Here is a 17,939-nt window from a genome sequence, read left to right as displayed (position 1 = left end):
TGTGATATCAAACATTGACAATTGAACCATGACTGTTAACCATTGACTATTGACCGCCAGTTGACTGTTGACCACTGACACATGAAATTACTTGTTAGCAATGATGATGGCATTTCGGCTTTAGGTATTCGTACCTTAGCTAACTGTTTGGCAGAAGCAGGGCATGATGTCACTGTAGTTTGCCCTGATCGGGAGCGATCGGCAACTGGACATGGATTAACTATGCACCAGCCAATTCGCGCCGAAATTATCGAATCAGTTTTTCACCCTGCTGTTAAAGCTTGGGCTTGCGATGGCACTCCTTCAGACTGCGTAAAACTCGCTCTGTGGGCTTTGCTAAAGTCTCCCCCCGATTTGGTGCTGTCTGGTATTAATCAAGGCGCTAACTTAGGTACAGAAATTCTTTATTCTGGCACTGTTTCAGCAGCAATGGAAGGTCTGATCGAAGGCATTCCCAGTATAGCGCTGAGTCTTGCTAGTGGGATCTCGAAGGATTTTCAACCTGCTGCTCAGTTTGCCAAAATTTTAGTAGACAAAATAGCACAAGAACCTCTACCTGATTTGATGTTGCTGAATGTTAATGTTCCTGCTGTCAAATGGGAAGAAATTACCGGAGTCAGTTTTACTCGTCAGGGAGTACGCCGCTATGTTGACGTGTTTGATAAGCGAGTCGATCCTCGAGGAAAAACGTACTACTGGTTAACCGGAGAAGTAATTGAAGACATAGAACCCCCAACCGGATTAAACCTGCCTCAAAACATACCTACAGATGTGCATGTTATCCGTAAAAACTACATCAGTATAACGCCATTGCAATACAATCTTACTTATGCAAATGGACTACATAAATTATCACAATGGAAATTCCAGTTTCCTTAAATTATGGTGCTTATAGACAAATAAATCGAGTTATCGCAACAATCGGGTCTCAAACTTCGCCTTTTAAGGCGAAAATTTTGGGGATCAGGGTATAAATCCCCGTGACAAAAACGGCCTCCTGCCTCCTGACTTCGTTAATTGAATACATCACCAGAAAATGTAGGCTATAAAGTAGGAGCGCTTTTAAGATCAAAGACAAAAAAACTTGTGCTTTGTAATACTTCCCCTTCTTTTACACAATCAGCCAGAAACGGAGTATGCTGTTTTACCAATAAATCCTTCTCTACCAAAGGCAGGATACAGCATAAACTTAAACACAATAAGTAACATTTTTTTAATTGATCGCCCGCTCAGTCCAGCAAGCAACACCCATGTCTAGGATAGAGAACCAATTTACAGTGCAATTTTGGGGCGTTCGGGGCAGCATCCCCAGTCCAGGGCCACACACCGTTCGTTATGGCGGCAATACTCCTTGTGTTGAAATGCAAGTGGGCGGTAGACGCTTAATTTTTGATGGTGGTACGGGACTGCATGTTTTGGGGCAATCTTTATTGCGTCAAATGCCGATAGAAGCTCATATATTTTTTACTCACTCTCACTGGGATCACATGCAGGGTTTCCCCTTCTTTGTGCCAGGGTTTGTCAAAGGCAATAACTTTGATATTTACGGGGCGATCGCACCAGATGGTTCCACCATAGAACAGCGCTTAAACGATCAGATGCTGCATCCAAATTTTCCCGTACCCTTGCAGATTATGCAAGCTAATTTGGATTTTCACGATGTTCATCCAGGGCAAGCAATCCAAATTGATGACATCACTGTAGAAACAGCATCTTTAAATCATCCCGGTGAAGCCGTCGGCTACCGAGTTAACTGGTGTGGTGGTGCTGCTGTTTATATTACCGATACAGAACATTTTCCCAACAAACTCGATGAAAATGTGCTGTGGCTGTCTCGGAATGCCGATATTTTGATCTACGATTCCACCTATACTGATGAGGAATATTATTGCTCAACATCTCCCAAAATTGGCTGGGGACATTCCACTTGGCAAGAAGCTGTCAAAGTAGCAAAAGCCGCCAATGTGAAAACTCTGGTAATTTATCACCACGACCCCGCACATGATGATGACTTTTTAGATTGTGTGGGGAAACAAGCAGTAGCTAAGTTTCCAGAGGCATTTATGGCCCGGGAAGGACTGATCCTTTCCATTCCAGTTTCAGTTTCTTTATCGGAATCTTTTCCTATTAGCAAGTTTTCTCCTTGAAGATTGCAGTCGGAGCAATTAGAGATTTTAGATTAGATTGGTGATCAGAAGCCTTCAGCGCGAGAATGCAAGTGGTGCTGAGTTGCAAGTCATAAATAATGAGTGAAAATTCCCACTCAGCAACACCAGTTAGCTCAACGGGGGTTCCCCTCACAAGCAACTGGCTCCTCGCAACTCATCGCTCACTACTGCTCAAGTAGCTTGCGGCTGATAGCTCAAATAAACCTAAAATCCCAGAATCCACGTGCTAAATTTGTCTCAAAATGGGTGTTCTGTGTGGGTTGCTTCTTCGACCAAAGGGCTGCTAACACCAACTGCTGTTGCTCTTGGCAAATTTGATGGTGTCCATCTTGGTCATCAAAGGGTAATTCAACCAGTTTTGCACGCTGGTAGTCAGTTGTCTGTTGTTAGTAGTTCGCAGTCAAACGAAAATTCCCAACTGACAAATCAAGAATATGTTTATTCGACAGTTGTCACCTTTCATCCTCATCCACAGGAGTTTTTTACGGGGCAACCTCGTACATTGTTAACACCAGTGGATGAAAAAGTTCAACAATTGCGATCGCTTGGGGTAGAACAACTGGTATTACTACCCTTTGACAAGGAATTATCAGCTTTAACCCCCGAAGAATTCGTCGAAAAAATTCTCGTACAACAACTCAAATGTCAGCGAATTAGCGTCGGTCAAGATTTTTGTTTTGGCAAACAGCGCCTTGGTACTGCTAGAGATTTGCAATTACTTGCTGCTAAATACGACATACCCGTTACCATCGTCCCCCTAGAAACTTATACAGGTGACTCACCCAATCAAAGCTGCATCAGTGTTGCCCCGACTCAAGATACCCGCATTAGCACTTCACTTATCCGTCAAACTCTTGAGCGCGGTGACATCGAAAGAGCAAATCTCCTACTAGGACGCCCCTACACCCTAATTGGTACAGTTGTTCAAGGTCAACAATTGGGTAGAACAATTGGCTTTCCCACCGCCAACATCCAACTCCCAAAAGAAAAGTTTATTCCTTGCCATGGGGTTTATGCTGTTCGCGTTTTCCATCTGAGCGAAACCCCAGATACTCCCTCTACCGAGAGTTTGGGCGTGATGAATATCGGCAACCGCCCCACAGTCAATGGTGCTTATTCATCTGTGGAAGTACATCTTTTCGATTGGTCTGGTGACTTATATGGTAAAGAACTGGCTGTGCAACTAGTAAAATTTTTACGCCCCGAACAAAAATTTCCTTCCCTAGAAGCCCTCAAAATGCAAATTCAGCTTGATTGTGTGGCTGCTAAAGAAGTGTTAGGGAGTGGGGAGTAGGGAGTAGGAAGTAGGGAGTAGGGAGTAGGGAGTAGGGAGTGAGGAGTGCTGAGTGGGAACAATGTGGTTAGAGAAATTGGTATTGAACAGAAAAAAGAGTTAGGGGAATCAAGGTAAAAACCCATTCTCAATTCCCTACTCCCTACTCCCCACTCCCCACTCCCCATTCCTAAATTCATGAAAGAAAAAATTGACGCTTTAACACAAAATCTGAGTCATACCATCGTTGGTAAAACTGAGGCAATACGTTTAGTACTAGTCGCCCTCTTAGCTGGTGGTCATGCTCTTTTAGAAGATGTTCCTGGTGTTGGCAAAACTCTTCTTGCTAAATCCCTGGCGCGTTCAGTGGCTGGCAAGTTTCAACGTCTACAATGTACACCGGATTTATTACCAACTGATATCACTGGTACTAACATCTGGAACCCCAAAAGTGGTGAATTTACTTTTCTGTCTGGGCCCGTGTTTGCTAATGTCCTGCTGGCTGACGAAATCAACCGTGCTACACCCCGCACTCAGTCAGCGTTGTTGGAAGTCATGGAAGAACATCAAGTAACGGTTGATGGTGTCTCGCGTGCAGTTCCCCAGCCCTTTTTTGTAATTGCCACTCAGAATCCCATTGAGTACCAAGGTACTTTTCCTCTACCTGAGGCGCAAATGGATCGGTTTATGTTGTCGCTGAGTTTGGGTTATCCTTCTGAAGAAGAAGAACTCCAAATGTTGGAAAGTTTGCAAAATGGTGTCAAGGTTACTGATTTACAACCTTGTATTACCTTGGCAGAAATTCAGGAATTGCGTGATATTTGCTCGCAAGTGAGGGTGGAAACTTCTTTGCAACAGTACATTATTGAATTGGTGCGGGCAACAAGACAAGATGAGGAAATTGCTCTAGGTGTTAGTCCGCGCGGTTCAGTGGCTTTGCAACGGACTACCCAAGCGTTAGCTTTTCTGCGAGGACGCGATTATGCTATCCCCGATGATGTCAAGTTTCTCGTTCCTCATGTTCTTTGCCATCGTCTCATCCCCAGAGGAGGACGTAATGCCAGAGGTATTGTTGAGCGGCTGTTGCGATCGCTTCCTATTCCATAGGATTTTACATTTAGGTTTGAGGGTTTGGATGTTTAAGTCCCCCGGTTATAGAATCGGCAAGTTTTGTGTTGGGGTCAAATCCCCATTACAAAACTTAATTACGAATTACGAATTACGAATTATTTAAACAGCTCACTCCATCTGAATAACTTGTTGAATATTTTGTACTCCCCATTTAAATTCAGCAGAGATTGTACGCACATACTTTGATTGGTTTGCGATTCGAATGTGTGCAAAATTAGCTAAACTCCAGTTAAGACTCATCATGGAGCTATCCTGATGCAACAAATTAAACATCGATTTCAAAGCTTTGAAGAATATCTGTCTTATGATGATGGCTCAGATCAACTCTATGAGTTGTTTAATGGAGAGTTAATCGAGATGCTTCCAGAATCAGGAATTAATGTTCAGATTGCCAATCGTCTTTTCCTGATTTTTGTGACGATTGTAGGGATTAATCGAGTTCGGGGACATGGTTTAGAACTGGAAGTTAGAGGAGAACCCAGAAACCGCTATCCTGACTTAACAATTATTCGTCAAGAGCATATTCAGCAGTTAGCAAAACGTAATACTATTCGCTTAGAGATGCTTCCGCCTCTACTGGTAGTTGAAGTAGTTAGCCCAGGAGAATTGCAGCGAGATAGAGATTTTATTGCTAAGCGTTCGCAGTATCAAGATTGTGGAATTCCTGAATATTGGATTATCGACCCTGAAACTCAAACTATATTAGTCCTAGAACTGGTTGACAAAACTTATACTGAAATCGGTAACTTTGCTTGTAATGATTTAGTTATATCTCCACAATTTAGTCAACTAAATCTCAAAGCATCACAAATCTTTGATGCAGTAAATCAAGCCTAAAGATAAATTGCGATCGCTATCTTGCATCATAAAAATATCTACACCAAGCCTGCAACATCACTGATACTGTATAAGTCTTATGATTAGCTAAAGGCGCTAAATCAAGTATCTGGGAATGTGAGGAATGTCAAATTTTGTTAAGCGTAAATCCCATCATCAACTCAAGCGGCAGCCTTTGATGTTGCTTTTAGTCATTTTCGCTTGGAGTCTAGCTATGGGTTGGCTTTTAGCTTCAATAACTAACGCTCAAAGTCCTACTCTCGTTGCTGAAGTTGGTACAGTTGACGTAGTACCCCCACAATATCAGTTGGGGCAAGAACTATACGTAGAAAACTGCTCTAATTGTCACATTGCCTTACCACCAGCCGTTTTGCCTACCCAAACTTGGAAAAATCTCCTGCAAGACTCGCAACACTACGGTGTACAACTCAAGCCTTTAGTAGATCCACCACGCATCTTGGTGTGGAGATATCTTTCTACTTTCTCTCGTGCCCAGTTACAAGACGAAGAAACACCATATCGCGTTAACAACTCACGCTATTTTAAAGCTTTGCATCCGAAAGTCCAGGGACTGCATCCCGCCCAGATCAACGGCTGCGTAAACTGTCATCCCAGCGCTAGCGAGTATAATTTCCGACGCTTGAGTTCACAATGGCAGGATTCGTGATGGGGGCAGGGGGAGAAATCACAAATACTCACTCCTTACTCTCTACTCCCCATTTTAAGAGGACGGCGATCGCTACCTCCGATAGGCAGCCTTGTGTGGCCCCATCTGGAGGCAAAATGATACTATGAATAAAGTCTAAATATAAGATAGTAAATTAAAACCACCCAGTTAGCTCAATTTCAAGAGGGAACTCTTAACGAGCAACAGACAACGGTGAGTTTTTCTTGAGATTTATACTTAAGAAAAACAAACCACTGAATGTTTGTACGAGTCTCCTAACTCCCAGACAAAAAACAGGAAATAGCAAAAACTGTTCCCTGTTCCCTCGTTCGATGATTGGCTAATTGCCATTCAGCTTTTAAGTTAATTCTCATTTCAAACCTATCTACGTTTAAGACTATTGGGTTAAAAGTTTATAATCAATGCCAGACCTTTAATCCCCATCCCCCCTTGATTCAGCTCCAAAACCTGCCATGCTAAAAATTTTGTTGGGCGATCCCAACGCTCGTAAGCTTAAAAAATACCAACCTTACATAACTGATATAAACCTGCTAGAGGAAGAAATCAACGCTCTTTCCGATGAGGAGTTAAAAGGTAAAACCGCAGAGTTTAAAGGGCGGTTGGCCAAAGGCGAAACTCTGGATGATATTTTGCCAGAAGCCTTTGCAGTCGTCCGAGAAGCAGGGCGGCGAGTCTTGGGCTTGCGACACTTCGATGTCCAACTTTTAGGCGGTGTAATTCTGCATGTAGGACAAATTGCAGAAATGAAAACCGGCGAGGGTAAAACGTTAGTTGCGACTTTGCCGAGTTACTTAAATGCCCTGACTGGTAAAGGTGTCCATGTAGTCACAGTCAATGATTACCTGGCTCGTCGGGACGCAGAGTGGATGGGACAGGTGCATCGCTTCTTGGGGCTGAGTGTGGGGCTAATTCAAGCAAGCATGACTCCCAGTGAACGCCAGAAAAACTATGAGTGTGATATTACTTATGTCACTAATAGCGAGGTAGGGTTTGACTACCTACGCGATAATATGGCCACAGATTTTAAGGATGTGGTACAGCGACCCTTCAATTACTGCGTGATTGACGAGGTAGACTCGATTTTAATTGATGAAGCCCGCACACCCCTAATTATTTCTGGGCAGGTAGAAAGACCTACAGAAAAATACCTGCAAGCCACAGAAATAGCCTCGACACTCAAAAAAGATGAGCATTACGAGGTGGACGAAAAAGCTCAAAACGTGCTATTGACAGATGAAGGCTTTGCTGAAGCAGAAAATCTGTTAAATGTCAATGATTTATTTGATCCAGAAGATCCTTGGGCACATTTTGTGTTTAATGCGATTAAAGCTAAAGAACTATTCTTAAAAGATGTAAGATACATCGTGCGGAATGGAGAAGTAGTAATTGTAGATGAATTTACTGGTCGGGTATTACCTGGACGGCGTTGGAGTGATGGACTGCACCAAGCCATAGAAGCCAAAGAACACGTAGAAATTCAACCAGAAACGCAAACTCTAGCAACAATTACTTACCAAAACTTGTTCTTGCTGTATCCAAAATTGGGTGGAATGACTGGAACAGCCAAGACAGAAGAACCAGAGTTTGAAAAAATTTACAAACTGGAAGTGACGGTAATTCCTACCAACAGACCTAGAAGACGTGAAGATTTGTCTGATATGGTCTTTAAAACAGAACCAGGCAAGTGGCAAGCCATCGCTAGAGAATGTGCAGAAATGCATGAACTTGGCAGACCTGTGTTAGTAGGAACCACCAGCGTCGAAAAATCCGAATATCTCAGCCAATTGCTTAAGCAAATGGAGATTCCCCACGAATTGCTCAACGCTCGACCGGAAAACGTTGAGCGTGAGGCAGAAATTGTGGCTCAGGCAGGACGCAAGGGTGCTGTAACTATTGCGACAAACATGGCAGGTAGAGGTACAGATATCATCCTGGGTGGTAATTCCGAGTATATGTCGCGTCTGAAACTGCGGGAATACTTTATGCCCCGGATTGTTCAGCCAGAAGACGAAGATGTATTTGGTATCCAAAGAGCGGCGGGACTACCTACAGGCAGTGGTGGTGGTCACGGCTTTGTTCCAGGCAAAAAGGTTAAAACTTGGCGGGCTTCACCAGAAATTTTTCCCACTCAATTAACCAAAGAGATAGAAAAACTACTCAAAGATGCTGTAGAGTCAGCAGTTAAAGAATATGGTGAGCGTAGCTTACCCGAATTGGAAGCAGAAGACAAAATCGCTGTAGCTGTAGAAAAAGCTCCCATCGATGACCCAATCATTCAACGATTGCGCTCAGCTTACAACCGTGTCAAACAAGAGTACGAACAATTCACTACCCGTGAACACAATGAAGTTGTGGATCTAGGTGGGTTGCACGTCATTGGTACAGAACGCCACGAATCACGCCGCATTGACAACCAGTTACGCGGACGGGCAGGGCGACAAGGCGACCCAGGAACGACAAGATTCTTCCTCAGTTTAGAGGATAACTTGCTGCGAATTTTTGGAGGCGATCGCGTCGCCGGGTTAATGAATGCCTTTCAAGTAGAAGAAGACATGCCCATCGAATCTGGGATGCTTACCCGCAGTCTAGAAGGCGCACAGAAAAAAGTCGAAACCTACTACTACGACATTCGCAAGCAGGTGTTTGAGTATGACGAGGTAATGAACAATCAACGCCGCGCCATCTACGCCGAACGCCGTCGGGTATTAGAAGGTCAAGACTTAAAAGAACAAGTAATTAAATACGCCGAAAAAACGATGGATGACATCGTTGACTATTACATCAACCCCGACCTACCCTCAGAAGAATGGGATTTACCCAAACTAGTCGATAAAGTCAAAGAATTTGTCTATCTGCTAGAGGATTTACAACCAAGTCAACTAGAGGATATGTCTGTTGGTGAGATTAAAGCCTTCCTGCAAGAACAGGTACGAATTGCTTACGATATTAAGGAAGCCCAAATCGACCAAATTCAGCCCGGACTGATGCGGCAAGCCGAACGCTTCTTTATTTTGCAACGCATCGATACCCTGTGGCGAGAACACCTCCAACAAATGGATGCTTTACGCGAATCAGTGGGACTGCGCGGTTACGGTCAAAAAGACCCGCTGATTGAATATAAGAGCGAAGGTTATGAATTATTCTTGGATATGATGGTTAACATCCGCCGAGATGTAGTCTACTCGCTGTTTATGTTCCAGCCCCAACCGCAGGCAATGGTACAAACATCGTCAGAGATGGTTTAAAATTATGGGCAAAGATTAATTTCGCGCCAAGGCGCTAAGACACAGAGTTTTCTTAGCGCCTTGGGGCTTTTTTGTATAGCTTTAGGAGTTGGCTGAAATGGGTAAGCTAATCATGCCAAATCTTCGGGGTAAGCAAATGGGGCAAGTAATAGTTACCCTCACTGTCACTAATCGAATTGATCAAGTTTTAGCCCAAAGAGGCTTTATTTCTCTTGAGGAGGTTCGTTATTGTAGCCTAAATGATGTTTTAGTTGATACGGGCGCAACCTTGCTGTGCTTACCTGCAAATATTATTAGTCAACTAGGTTTAGTTCCAGGTGGGGAGGCCAATGTAGAAACTGCGGCTGGAGTGAAACAAGGCAGGATTTTTCGAGATGTTGAACTCTGTATTGGAGAACGCCGAGGGACGTTTGATTGTTTAGAACTTACAGAAGTGCCTTATGCCCTTTTGGGTGTAACACCAATGGAAGTTTTAGGGCTAGAACCAGACCTAAAAAATCGTCAGTTGCGGGTTTTGCCGATGAATTCTGAGCAAACCTACTTGAGTATTTTATAAAAAATATGCCGAAAACCCTCTCCGAACAGCAACGTAGTTGCATCCAAGCGTACTTTATGCAGGGGATGAAGGCTAGGCTGTAAACTTTGTACTCTTTTGCCCATAAGGGTTCATGCAGAAAGTGTGTTGACTATTTTTGTGGAAAAACGGCTGTTCCAGCCGTTTTTCCACAAACAAAAAAGAACACGAATAATTTTCCGCAAAATCGCCTAAAAACCAACAAAGTCAACAGCCTAGATGAAGGCTAATTAAGTCCTTTATTGTCTCAGCCATGTTAAAATAGTCTAATCAGTACAAGATTTCAAAACCTACCCCCGGACTGGGGGGAAGTCTACGCCCGAAAAACCTTGAGGAGATAAGCTGTTCCATATATAACTTGCATAATTAGGGCGGGCAAGATGCCCACCCCACAAGAGTTTTATTTAATTTGATTATGTAATTTAGATGTTTTTTAGCTTATCACTACGCCCTATGGGGCAAACGTAGTGAGCCGCGCGTACCTGTGTAAACAGGATATTAAGTCTGTGAGGTCTTAAGAATCTCCGCACCTTTAGGTTGGAGAGTGTCAAGGGTATACTAATTATTCAAAAGGCGATCGCGAATTACTCTCAATTGCTCTTGGCTACAAATTGGGCTACGAGGCTTTGGTAGTTCGGTATTCGGCCAGGTGAGTAAGTCGTTGCAGGGACACAGCAGTGCTGGCATTCCAACGCTTTTAGCGACAACTGGCATCTCACAACGACCGCATGGTAACATTTCCCATGCTGGCGTCAACAGTTCTGCAATGGTTTCGTGTGTCCCTTCTAGATAGCAGTCACCCGATTCTGGCGAGATAATTTTTTGCCAACACTCTTCAAATTCTGGACTGTAGCTGCTGCCTTTTAGCACTGGTTGAGGCAAAAAGCTTGCCTGACCATTGCCCGTCACCACCCTCTTACCCAACTGAAACCAGTAGGCAAGATATTTTTTTACTTCTTGTTGATTTGCCATACCATAATCTTAGGTTTCAGATGAGAAATTTTAAACTTTGAATACTTAATTTTCAATTAAGAATTGGGTGCTAGCAATGGCGAACCGAGAGCGCTGAGATTGAGGACATGACCGCCAGTAACTAAATATACAACTTCACTGCGCGTGCCCAACTGCCGGACTAAAGAACCCAGGCGATCGCGAAACGTCCTCCCAAGGGGATAAGCTGGCACTACACCCCAACCCGTTTCCTCAGCGACAAATATCATATCAGCAGCAACCAATTCTATTGTCTCCAAAAAATCTGCAAGGGTGTCTTCCCACTTTAACTTATCTTGTTCCAAGAGATTAGCCACCCAAGTTCCTAAAGAGTCAACCAAAAGGCAGGTATTTGGCTTGGCATCACCAAGAGTAGCAGCAAGTTCCACAGGTACACAGAGCGTTAGCCAGTCTTGAGGACGGCGTTTTTGGTGTTCTTGAATGCGTTGATGCCACTCTTGATCATTGGGATTTTCGATGGCTGTCGCTACATAAACAACAACTTTCCGCGACTGCAACGCCAGAGTTTCTGCCCATTCACTTTTACCTGAACGCGCCGGCCCCGTCACTAAGATAACTTTACCCAAAGCTGTTTCCTCAGAGAATAGGGAGTGGGGAGTGGGGAGTAGGGAATTGGGAATTTTTTGCTCCTATTAACTTTTAAGAGATAAAATTAGCACCAGCGTCTATTGATGCCATGACTGGCAAAAGTCGAAAATCCCAACAACCCCATTGTCTATCATTCAACACTGGTGGGGACAGTAAACGTCAGGATATCTTTATGAAAGCAGGTCTAAAACGTATTGAGGCTACCTTACACGATTTAAAGTCTCGCGGCGACGCTTCTGCAACTGAAGCAGATGATTCCACAAAGCAGTCTTTATCTTTTAGGATCAGCGTTGGAGCAAACGAAACTACAGAAAGTACCGAGGCTCCAAATGCAGAATTAGAAATGCAAGCAAAAACAATCGACCCTGATGGAGATACCGAGAATAATTCTCTTGTTGAACAGAATTTATTTCCTCAGCATGAGTCTGTACAAACCTTTCAAACACAAGAGGGTGGCAACAAAATACCTAGTTTACCTAAGTTAAAAACTCCTAGCTTGAGTAGCCATCGTCATGGGGCGAATCCGGCATTAGCCATGAATTTATTGCAAGAAATTCAGGGAATTGTCGCTGATTGGCAAATAGAATTGCAACAAATCTTACAACAAATACAAGATATTTATATAGAGGGCCCGATTGTCAATGGTTGGTTAGAATCCAATCCCCAGGAAACAGAACAGGGAGGAACGGCAACATTGCGCCATGCGGAAGTTGAGCGTCTGATGGACTATGTAGAAGAAATTTGCTCAACTGATGGGCCAGCATCCAATCAAGCACCTCGCAGTGGTTATCGTTTGTGTGGCTTGGATAATTCCGGTAAAGTTTGGTCGCGTCCTTGTCCGGCGGAACAGGTTGCCAATGTTAGTATGGCGATCGCTCGTTACCAAAAGTTACGTCAACTACTGGGACGCAAGCAATACTTAGAAACCCGCCTCAGCCAACTAGCCGAAACACTGGTAGGTTTACATAGTCAACTCCAACAAACATGAAGTATTAAAGGTGATTTCCGAAAAAACTCGGTTGGTGGGTAGTAAATTTTGGTTTAGATTAACAGGCAGCTAGTATAAACAGTGCTGAGTTGAAAATGCTGAGGAACCACTGCGTTGCTAAGTGAGATTCCCTACTGGGCACTCACTAATTGGTACATAAGTACTTAATGCTTTTTCTGCACTCAGCACTAAGTTTTGTAAACAGTGTGATAACTGAAAAAATGCCAGATACCCAAATCTCTGCCATTATCTGTACTCACAATCGAGATACCTATTTAGGTGCAGCGATTGATAGCCTATTGAGGCAGGATTTCGCTGCTGAATTTGAGGTTGTGGTAATTGATAATGGCTCTTGCGATCGCACCCGTGAAGTAGTAGAACAAAGAGCCAGTGATTCCCGGCTGAAGTATGTATTTGAGCCAACTATCGGTTTATCTGTAGCTCGTAATACTGGTGCTAAAGTCGCTAGTGCTGATATTCTGGCTTATTTAGATGATGATGCCGTTGCTAGTCCCAATTGGTTGCAGGTTTTATACGATGCTTATCAAGATAATTCTCAACTAGCGATCGCAGGTGGTAAAGTTACTCTTTTATGGCCCCAAGGCATTCAACAACCATACTGGCTATCTTCTGGATTAGCTGCCAACTTAGGACTATACGACTTAGGTGACAGCATTGTCTACATCAAACAGCCTGGTTTAACTCCTAGAGGTTTGAATTACTCAATCCGCGGCGCTTTCCTCAAAGAAATAGGAGGTTTTGATCCCCAGCTTGGTCGAGTGGGCAAAAACCTCTTATCCAATGAAGAACTGCAAATGACCGAATTTGCTCTACAGCGTGGTTGGCAAGTTGCTTATCTTCCTCAAGCCCTAGTAGCTCACAATGTTGCCCCAGAACGTCTGCAACGCTCCTGGTTTTTAAACCGAGGCTGGTGGCAAGGCATCAGCGAATGTTATCGCGAACAATTAGCTGGTCAAGCTGGTATTGCCCAGTTGCGGCGAGGCAGCGAAAGGTTTTTGCGAGGATTGTATAAAACATTACAATATTTTTCAGATCCCGCAGAAAGATTTGATAAATTTGTTTATACTTATGGTCAAATTGGTTACTTAAATGCAGCTATTCATGGACTGATCAGCAATTCCAAATCACCCAAATAAAGCGATAAACCCTATACTAAAACTCCCAGAATTGAAGATATAAAGTCTGATTAATTAGTACAAAATTAACTTAAGATGGCATCAAAAATACCAGTTTCTGTGCTGATTCCAGCAAAAAACGAACAAGCAAATCTACCTGCTTGCCTTACCAGTCTTGCTAGAGCAGATGAAATATTTGTAGTAGATTCCCAAAGTACCGATAAGAGTATTGAAATTGCTCAAAGTTACGGCGCAAATGTCGTACAGTTCAACTTTAATGGACGTTGGCCGAAAAAGAAAAATTGGTCTTTAGATAATTTGCCTTTCCGTAACGAATGGGTGCTAATTGTAGACTGCGATGAACGCATTACACCCGAATTATGGGAAGAAATCGACCAAGTGATTCATCATAGCGAAAATAACGGTTACTATCTCAACCGTCGCGTATTTTTCTTAGGAAAATGGATTCGTCACGGTGGTAAGTATCCCGATTGGAATTTGCGATTATTTAAGCATAAACAAGGTCGATACGAAAACCTTAATACCGAAGACATTCCTAACACAGGCGATAACGAAGTTCACGAACACGTTATTTTGCAAGGTAAAGTTGGATATCTCAAAAACGATATGCTTCATGAGGACTTCCGTGACCTTTACCATTGGTTAGAACGACACAATCGCTATTCCAATTGGGAAGCCCGCGTTTATTTTAACTTGCTCACAGGTAAAGATGACCACGGCACTATTGGCGCGAATCTATTTGGTGACGCAGTGCAACGCAAGCGCTTTTTGAAAAGAGTCTGGGTGCGTTTACCATTTAAACCAGTTTTGCGATTTATTTTGTTCTATATAATTCAACGTGGTTTTTTGGATGGCAAAGCCGGGTATATATACGCGCGTCTGTTGAGCCAATATGAATATCAAATAGGAGTCAAACTGTACGAACTACGTAACTGCGGTGGGCAATTAAATACGGCAAATAATCCGAAAGAAGAGATGAGGCAGATGAGGCAGATGAGAGAGATAGGGTAATGAGTGATAACTATCAGTATTTTCAAGAAACATGGGTGTAAGGGTGCGGGGGTGTGGGGGAAGAAAATAACAAATGACAAATGACCAACCTTTAGTAGATTTACGCAAATATGACCAATCCTGGTTTGATCGGGGACGATCGGGTTGGTATATTTTATTGTGGTGGTTTGTACAGGCGATCGCTTTTCCCCTGACTCCTCAACCATTAAATATTCTGCGTTGCACTTTGCTAAGGCTATTTGGCGCTCATATTGGCAAAGGCGTATTAATTCGACCTACAGCCCGCTTCACCTACCCTTGGAAAATCACCATTGGTGACTACAGTTGGATTGGAGATGATGTGGTTTTATACAGCCTCGACCAAATTAATATTGGCGAACACTGTATAATTTCTCAAAAAAGTTACCTGTGTACTGGTAGTCACGACATCCAAGATCCTGCCTTTGGGTTAAAAACAGCCAGCATCACCATTGGTAATGGTGCATGGATAGCTACAGATTGTTTTGTAGCACCAGGAGTAGAAATTGGGGCTAACGCTGTCATTGGTGCGCGTAGTAGCGTATTTACAAAAATCCCTCCTGGTCAAGTTTGTTGGGGAAGCCCCTGTCGCGCCCAATATAGCAGGGAACTCTTAACAGGCTTGAAAGTTTCTTAGTGTTTGGGTTTTATGTATAGTTGAGGACATCAACTATACTTCGACGTAAGTTGAGGTTGTCAATAGACCTCTTGCACAAGTCGGATACTCGCCAGAAAATAAATTTTCTGGCTGATAACTCAAGTCGGTTGAAACCGACTAATAACAGTATTTTTAGTCCGTTTCAACGGACTTTTGCTATTAGGCAGAGACTTGAGTCTCTGACGGTTCAAGTATTTTTGCAATAAGTCTAATAATGGTATCAGTTCTGAACCAGTCGTTTTTGAACTCCCCATAGTATTAATGCAATTAGCAGTAGTCCTGTGTCGATAATTCGATGTAGAGTGTTCATGACTGAGTTAAATAAGATTGGCGATACTGTAAATAGTCATGCGATCGCTCATCACCGAATTCATGATCAGTTCTGGCTGTGCTAAGAATGTTGTTTTACTTGGGAAAAGATTTTTGCTTGTCATCATAAATACCCGTGGTAGCTATGTAATTTCATGCAATTACTGATAGTCCAAAGGTAATGCTTCCTGCTAATGTATGGATTGACCCGCCATGCCAAAAAATTGACTAGTGATGCCAATTTATTTAGAACGGTAGGTTTTTAGTTGCGATCATTAAAGTCAATTAAAGACCATCAAAATCTTTGATTTGGTGCTTGCTCTGCGCCCTATCAGTTCTGAAAAATATGGCAAGCCTTAAATGTTGCAAAAAAAATTGTAGGTTGGGGAGCCACTCACGTGCGGGGGAACCCCCACCCTTGTGAAGTGGCATTTGAGGAACATAGACGCCCTCCGGGCGGCTTCCCGCAGGGTAAACCAACACGAGTCCATGTTGGGTTTCACTTCCTACCCTACGGGATCTTGCTACAACCCAACCTACATCTAATGCATTACTTTAGCTGTGTCGTTCCACTACAAAATGAGAAATGACTAATCAGTTAGGGGGCAAGAGCATTACCCCGAATTAAGCTACCAATAGTTTTGGCAGTAATTTTCAGTTGGGTAATAGGATTAGCTGGAACAACAGTTTTATACAGGTAGCTATCGAATGTTAGCCGCTGTACATCCAGGTCGCCGCACATCTCCACAAATGCCTCGCGAGTAGCATCGGAACGATAAAATACGCTTTGGAGAATGTCTAGCACTTTATAAGTGAGACCGTATTTTTTATCCCAACGCTTGATGTAAACTTTGAGATCTTCCTCTGTCGGAATCCGGTTGCCACCGTTAGAAGCTTCGACAATAGTTTCGGCACACATCCGCCCAGACTTAGCAGCGAAGTAAATACCTTCACCAGAAGACTTGGTAACGTAGCCAGCCGCATCTCCCACTAAGGCGATGCGGCCAACAACGCGACGGGGGCGGGGGTGTTCGGGAATGGGATGCGCTTCTACTTTAATGATTTGACCGCCTGCCAATTTATCGACGGCACGGGCGCGGATACCGGCTTGTAGTTGTTTGATGCTAGCTTTATTGACATGCATCGTACCAGTACCCACAGCTACGTGGTCATATTTGGGGAAAACCCAAGCGTAGAAGTCGGTAGAAACGTCATCACCGACATACATTTCGGCAAGGTCGTTGTAATATGCCATTTTATCCTGGGGTAAGCGAATCCGCTCTTGAAAAGCGATCGCATAATTGTAATCCCCTGCATCCATTTCTTTAGCAACACGGGAATTAGCCCCATCTGCCCCAATAATTAAATCCACTTTCAGGGTTTTGGCAATGCCCTGTGCGCCACCTTCTGTGTGGTCAACGTAATGGATAGTATAGGGGTCAGTATTGTTTGCGGGTATATCGAGTTTATGAACGGTGGCATTAATTAAATTTGCACCTAATTTGGCCGCGCGATTCCGCAAGAAACCATCCAGCACCTCACGACGGCACATTCCTATATATTCTTCTTCATTTACCAGATTGATATCAACTTCACGATTCGAGGGCGAAATCATCTTCATCTTCCGCACTCGACGGTCAATAATTTCTGGTGGTAGGTCAAATTCACCCACCATACATAGGGGAATAGCACCCCCACAGGGCTTAGCATTGTCTAACTTCCGCTCAAACAGGTAGGTTTCAATTCCAGATGAAGCCAGTGTCTCAGCAGCAGATGAACCAGCAGGGCCTGACCCAATAACAGCAACCCGTAGTGTCAAAGGTCTTCTCCCAATCTTGACATTTACCGAAAGCATCGTACCACGGTCTTTTGGGTGAATTCGCGCTCTACCTCTGGGTTTTAATGTAAATGCAATATTCCTTAATCTTTCGATACGAATGGGGATTGGGGATTGGCGTTGTCTGTGACAATGTTAAGTGTAGTTGCGGCTTTGTGGCTTATTCTTGAGGAAATACTGATGAATCGTTCAAAAATAGTAGCAATTATTACAGGTGCAATTTCTGTTATTCTAGCGATCGCTTACTTAATTATTGTTCAGCTGCTGGATTATCGAGACATGCAACCTGCGCCTCTGGGCCAGCTTAACCAACTACCAGTCATACTATTTGTATATATTTGGTAATGGACACTTAAATAATTCGTAATTCGTAATGACGCGACGCTCCTGCGTCGCTCTAAGCGAAGCTATGCCGTAGGCTTTACGCTGACGCTCGTACCGACGCT

General features: G+C 43.5%; 17 protein-coding genes. 14 read left to right on the top strand and 3 right to left on the bottom strand.

Annotation, left to right across the window (positions count from 1 at the left end; translation table 11 throughout):
- Positions 1-81: 81 nt before the first annotated feature.
- From surE to AC5JMF_RS13925, 8 genes are all read left to right on the top strand, one after another.
- Positions 82-879 (top strand): 5'/3'-nucleotidase SurE, encoded by a 798-nt coding sequence (gene surE / locus AC5JMF_RS13960; RefSeq protein ID WP_495796326.1) that lies wholly within the window; start codon positions 82-84, stop codon positions 877-879.
- Between the two features lie 371 nt (positions 880-1,250).
- A complete protein-coding gene (locus AC5JMF_RS13955) occupies positions 1,251-2,147 on the top strand; it encodes an MBL fold metallo-hydrolase (RefSeq protein ID WP_495796325.1) in 897 nt (298 codons plus the stop codon).
- Positions 2,148-2,391: 244 nt separating this feature from the next.
- Positions 2,392-3,462, top strand: a complete 1,071-nt coding sequence (locus tag AC5JMF_RS13950; RefSeq protein WP_495796324.1) for a bifunctional riboflavin kinase/FAD synthetase — start codon at positions 2,392-2,394, stop codon at positions 3,460-3,462.
- Between the two features lie 177 nt (positions 3,463-3,639).
- A complete protein-coding gene (locus AC5JMF_RS13945) occupies positions 3,640-4,548 on the top strand; it encodes an AAA family ATPase (RefSeq protein WP_495796323.1) in 909 nt (302 codons plus the stop codon).
- A 279-nt stretch (positions 4,549-4,827) separates the two neighbouring features.
- The gene (locus AC5JMF_RS13940) at positions 4,828-5,409 is read left to right on the top strand and encodes a Uma2 family endonuclease (protein ID WP_495796322.1); all 582 of its coding nucleotides are present in this window, start codon (positions 4,828-4,830) and stop codon (positions 5,407-5,409) included.
- 124 nt (positions 5,410-5,533) lie between these two features.
- Entirely contained in the window at positions 5,534-6,076 is a 543-nt protein-coding gene (locus AC5JMF_RS13935; protein ID WP_495796321.1) for a cytochrome C, read from the top strand.
- 473 nt (positions 6,077-6,549) lie between these two features.
- A complete protein-coding gene (gene secA / locus AC5JMF_RS13930) occupies positions 6,550-9,342 on the top strand; it encodes a preprotein translocase subunit SecA (protein WP_495796320.1) in 2,793 nt (930 codons plus the stop codon).
- A 97-nt stretch (positions 9,343-9,439) separates the two neighbouring features.
- A complete protein-coding gene (locus tag AC5JMF_RS13925) occupies positions 9,440-9,898 on the top strand; it encodes an aspartyl protease family protein (protein WP_495796319.1) in 459 nt (152 codons plus the stop codon).
- Positions 9,899-10,474: 576 nt separating this feature from the next.
- On the opposite strand, the gene AC5JMF_RS13920 is transcribed toward AC5JMF_RS13925, so the two are convergent.
- A complete protein-coding gene (locus tag AC5JMF_RS13920) occupies positions 10,475-10,888 on the bottom strand; it encodes a hypothetical protein (RefSeq protein WP_495796318.1) in 414 nt (137 codons plus the stop codon).
- A gap of 56 nt (positions 10,889-10,944) precedes the next feature.
- Positions 10,945-11,493: a bifunctional adenosylcobinamide kinase/adenosylcobinamide-phosphate guanylyltransferase gene (gene cobU / locus AC5JMF_RS13915; RefSeq protein ID WP_495796317.1), complete on the bottom strand. Its 549-nt coding sequence runs from the start codon at positions 11,491-11,493 to the stop codon at positions 10,945-10,947.
- A gap of 194 nt (positions 11,494-11,687) precedes the next feature.
- On the opposite strand from cobU, the gene AC5JMF_RS13910 reads away from it, so the two are divergent.
- The 5 genes from AC5JMF_RS13910 (at position 11,688) to AC5JMF_RS13890 (ending at position 15,553) form a co-directional block, all read left to right on the top strand.
- Positions 11,688-12,503: a hypothetical protein gene (locus AC5JMF_RS13910; protein ID WP_495796316.1), complete on the top strand. Its 816-nt coding sequence runs from the start codon at positions 11,688-11,690 to the stop codon at positions 12,501-12,503.
- A gap of 221 nt (positions 12,504-12,724) precedes the next feature.
- The gene (locus tag AC5JMF_RS13905) at positions 12,725-13,660 is read left to right on the top strand and encodes a glycosyltransferase family 2 protein (RefSeq protein WP_495796315.1); all 936 of its coding nucleotides are present in this window, start codon (positions 12,725-12,727) and stop codon (positions 13,658-13,660) included.
- Between the two features lie 75 nt (positions 13,661-13,735).
- Positions 13,736-14,671, top strand: a complete 936-nt coding sequence (locus AC5JMF_RS13900; protein WP_495796314.1) for a glycosyltransferase family 2 protein — start codon at positions 13,736-13,738, stop codon at positions 14,669-14,671.
- Between the two features lie 73 nt (positions 14,672-14,744).
- Positions 14,745-15,326 carry a hormogonium polysaccharide biosynthesis acetyltransferase HpsU gene (gene hpsU, locus AC5JMF_RS13895; RefSeq protein ID WP_495796313.1) on the top strand — a complete coding sequence of 194 codons (582 nt, stop codon included), beginning with the start codon at positions 14,745-14,747 and terminating at the stop codon, positions 15,324-15,326.
- Between the two features lie 71 nt (positions 15,327-15,397).
- Complete coding sequence (locus tag AC5JMF_RS13890) at positions 15,398-15,553, top strand: hypothetical protein (RefSeq protein ID WP_495796312.1); 156 nt, start codon at positions 15,398-15,400, stop codon at positions 15,551-15,553.
- A 701-nt stretch (positions 15,554-16,254) separates the two neighbouring features.
- Here the strand turns inward: AC5JMF_RS13890 and chlP are convergent.
- A complete protein-coding gene (gene chlP, locus AC5JMF_RS13885; RefSeq protein WP_495796311.1) occupies positions 16,255-17,511 on the bottom strand; it encodes a geranylgeranyl reductase in 1,257 nt (418 codons plus the stop codon).
- A gap of 162 nt (positions 17,512-17,673) precedes the next feature.
- Between chlP and AC5JMF_RS13880 the strand changes: the two genes are divergently transcribed.
- The gene (locus AC5JMF_RS13880; RefSeq protein ID WP_495796310.1) at positions 17,674-17,838 is read left to right on the top strand and encodes a hypothetical protein; all 165 of its coding nucleotides are present in this window, start codon (positions 17,674-17,676) and stop codon (positions 17,836-17,838) included.
- Positions 17,839-17,939 lie beyond the last annotated feature (101 nt).

This window comes from Desmonostoc vinosum (genome assembly GCF_059505385.1).
This window is presented reverse-complemented; position numbering and strand designations above follow the sequence as displayed.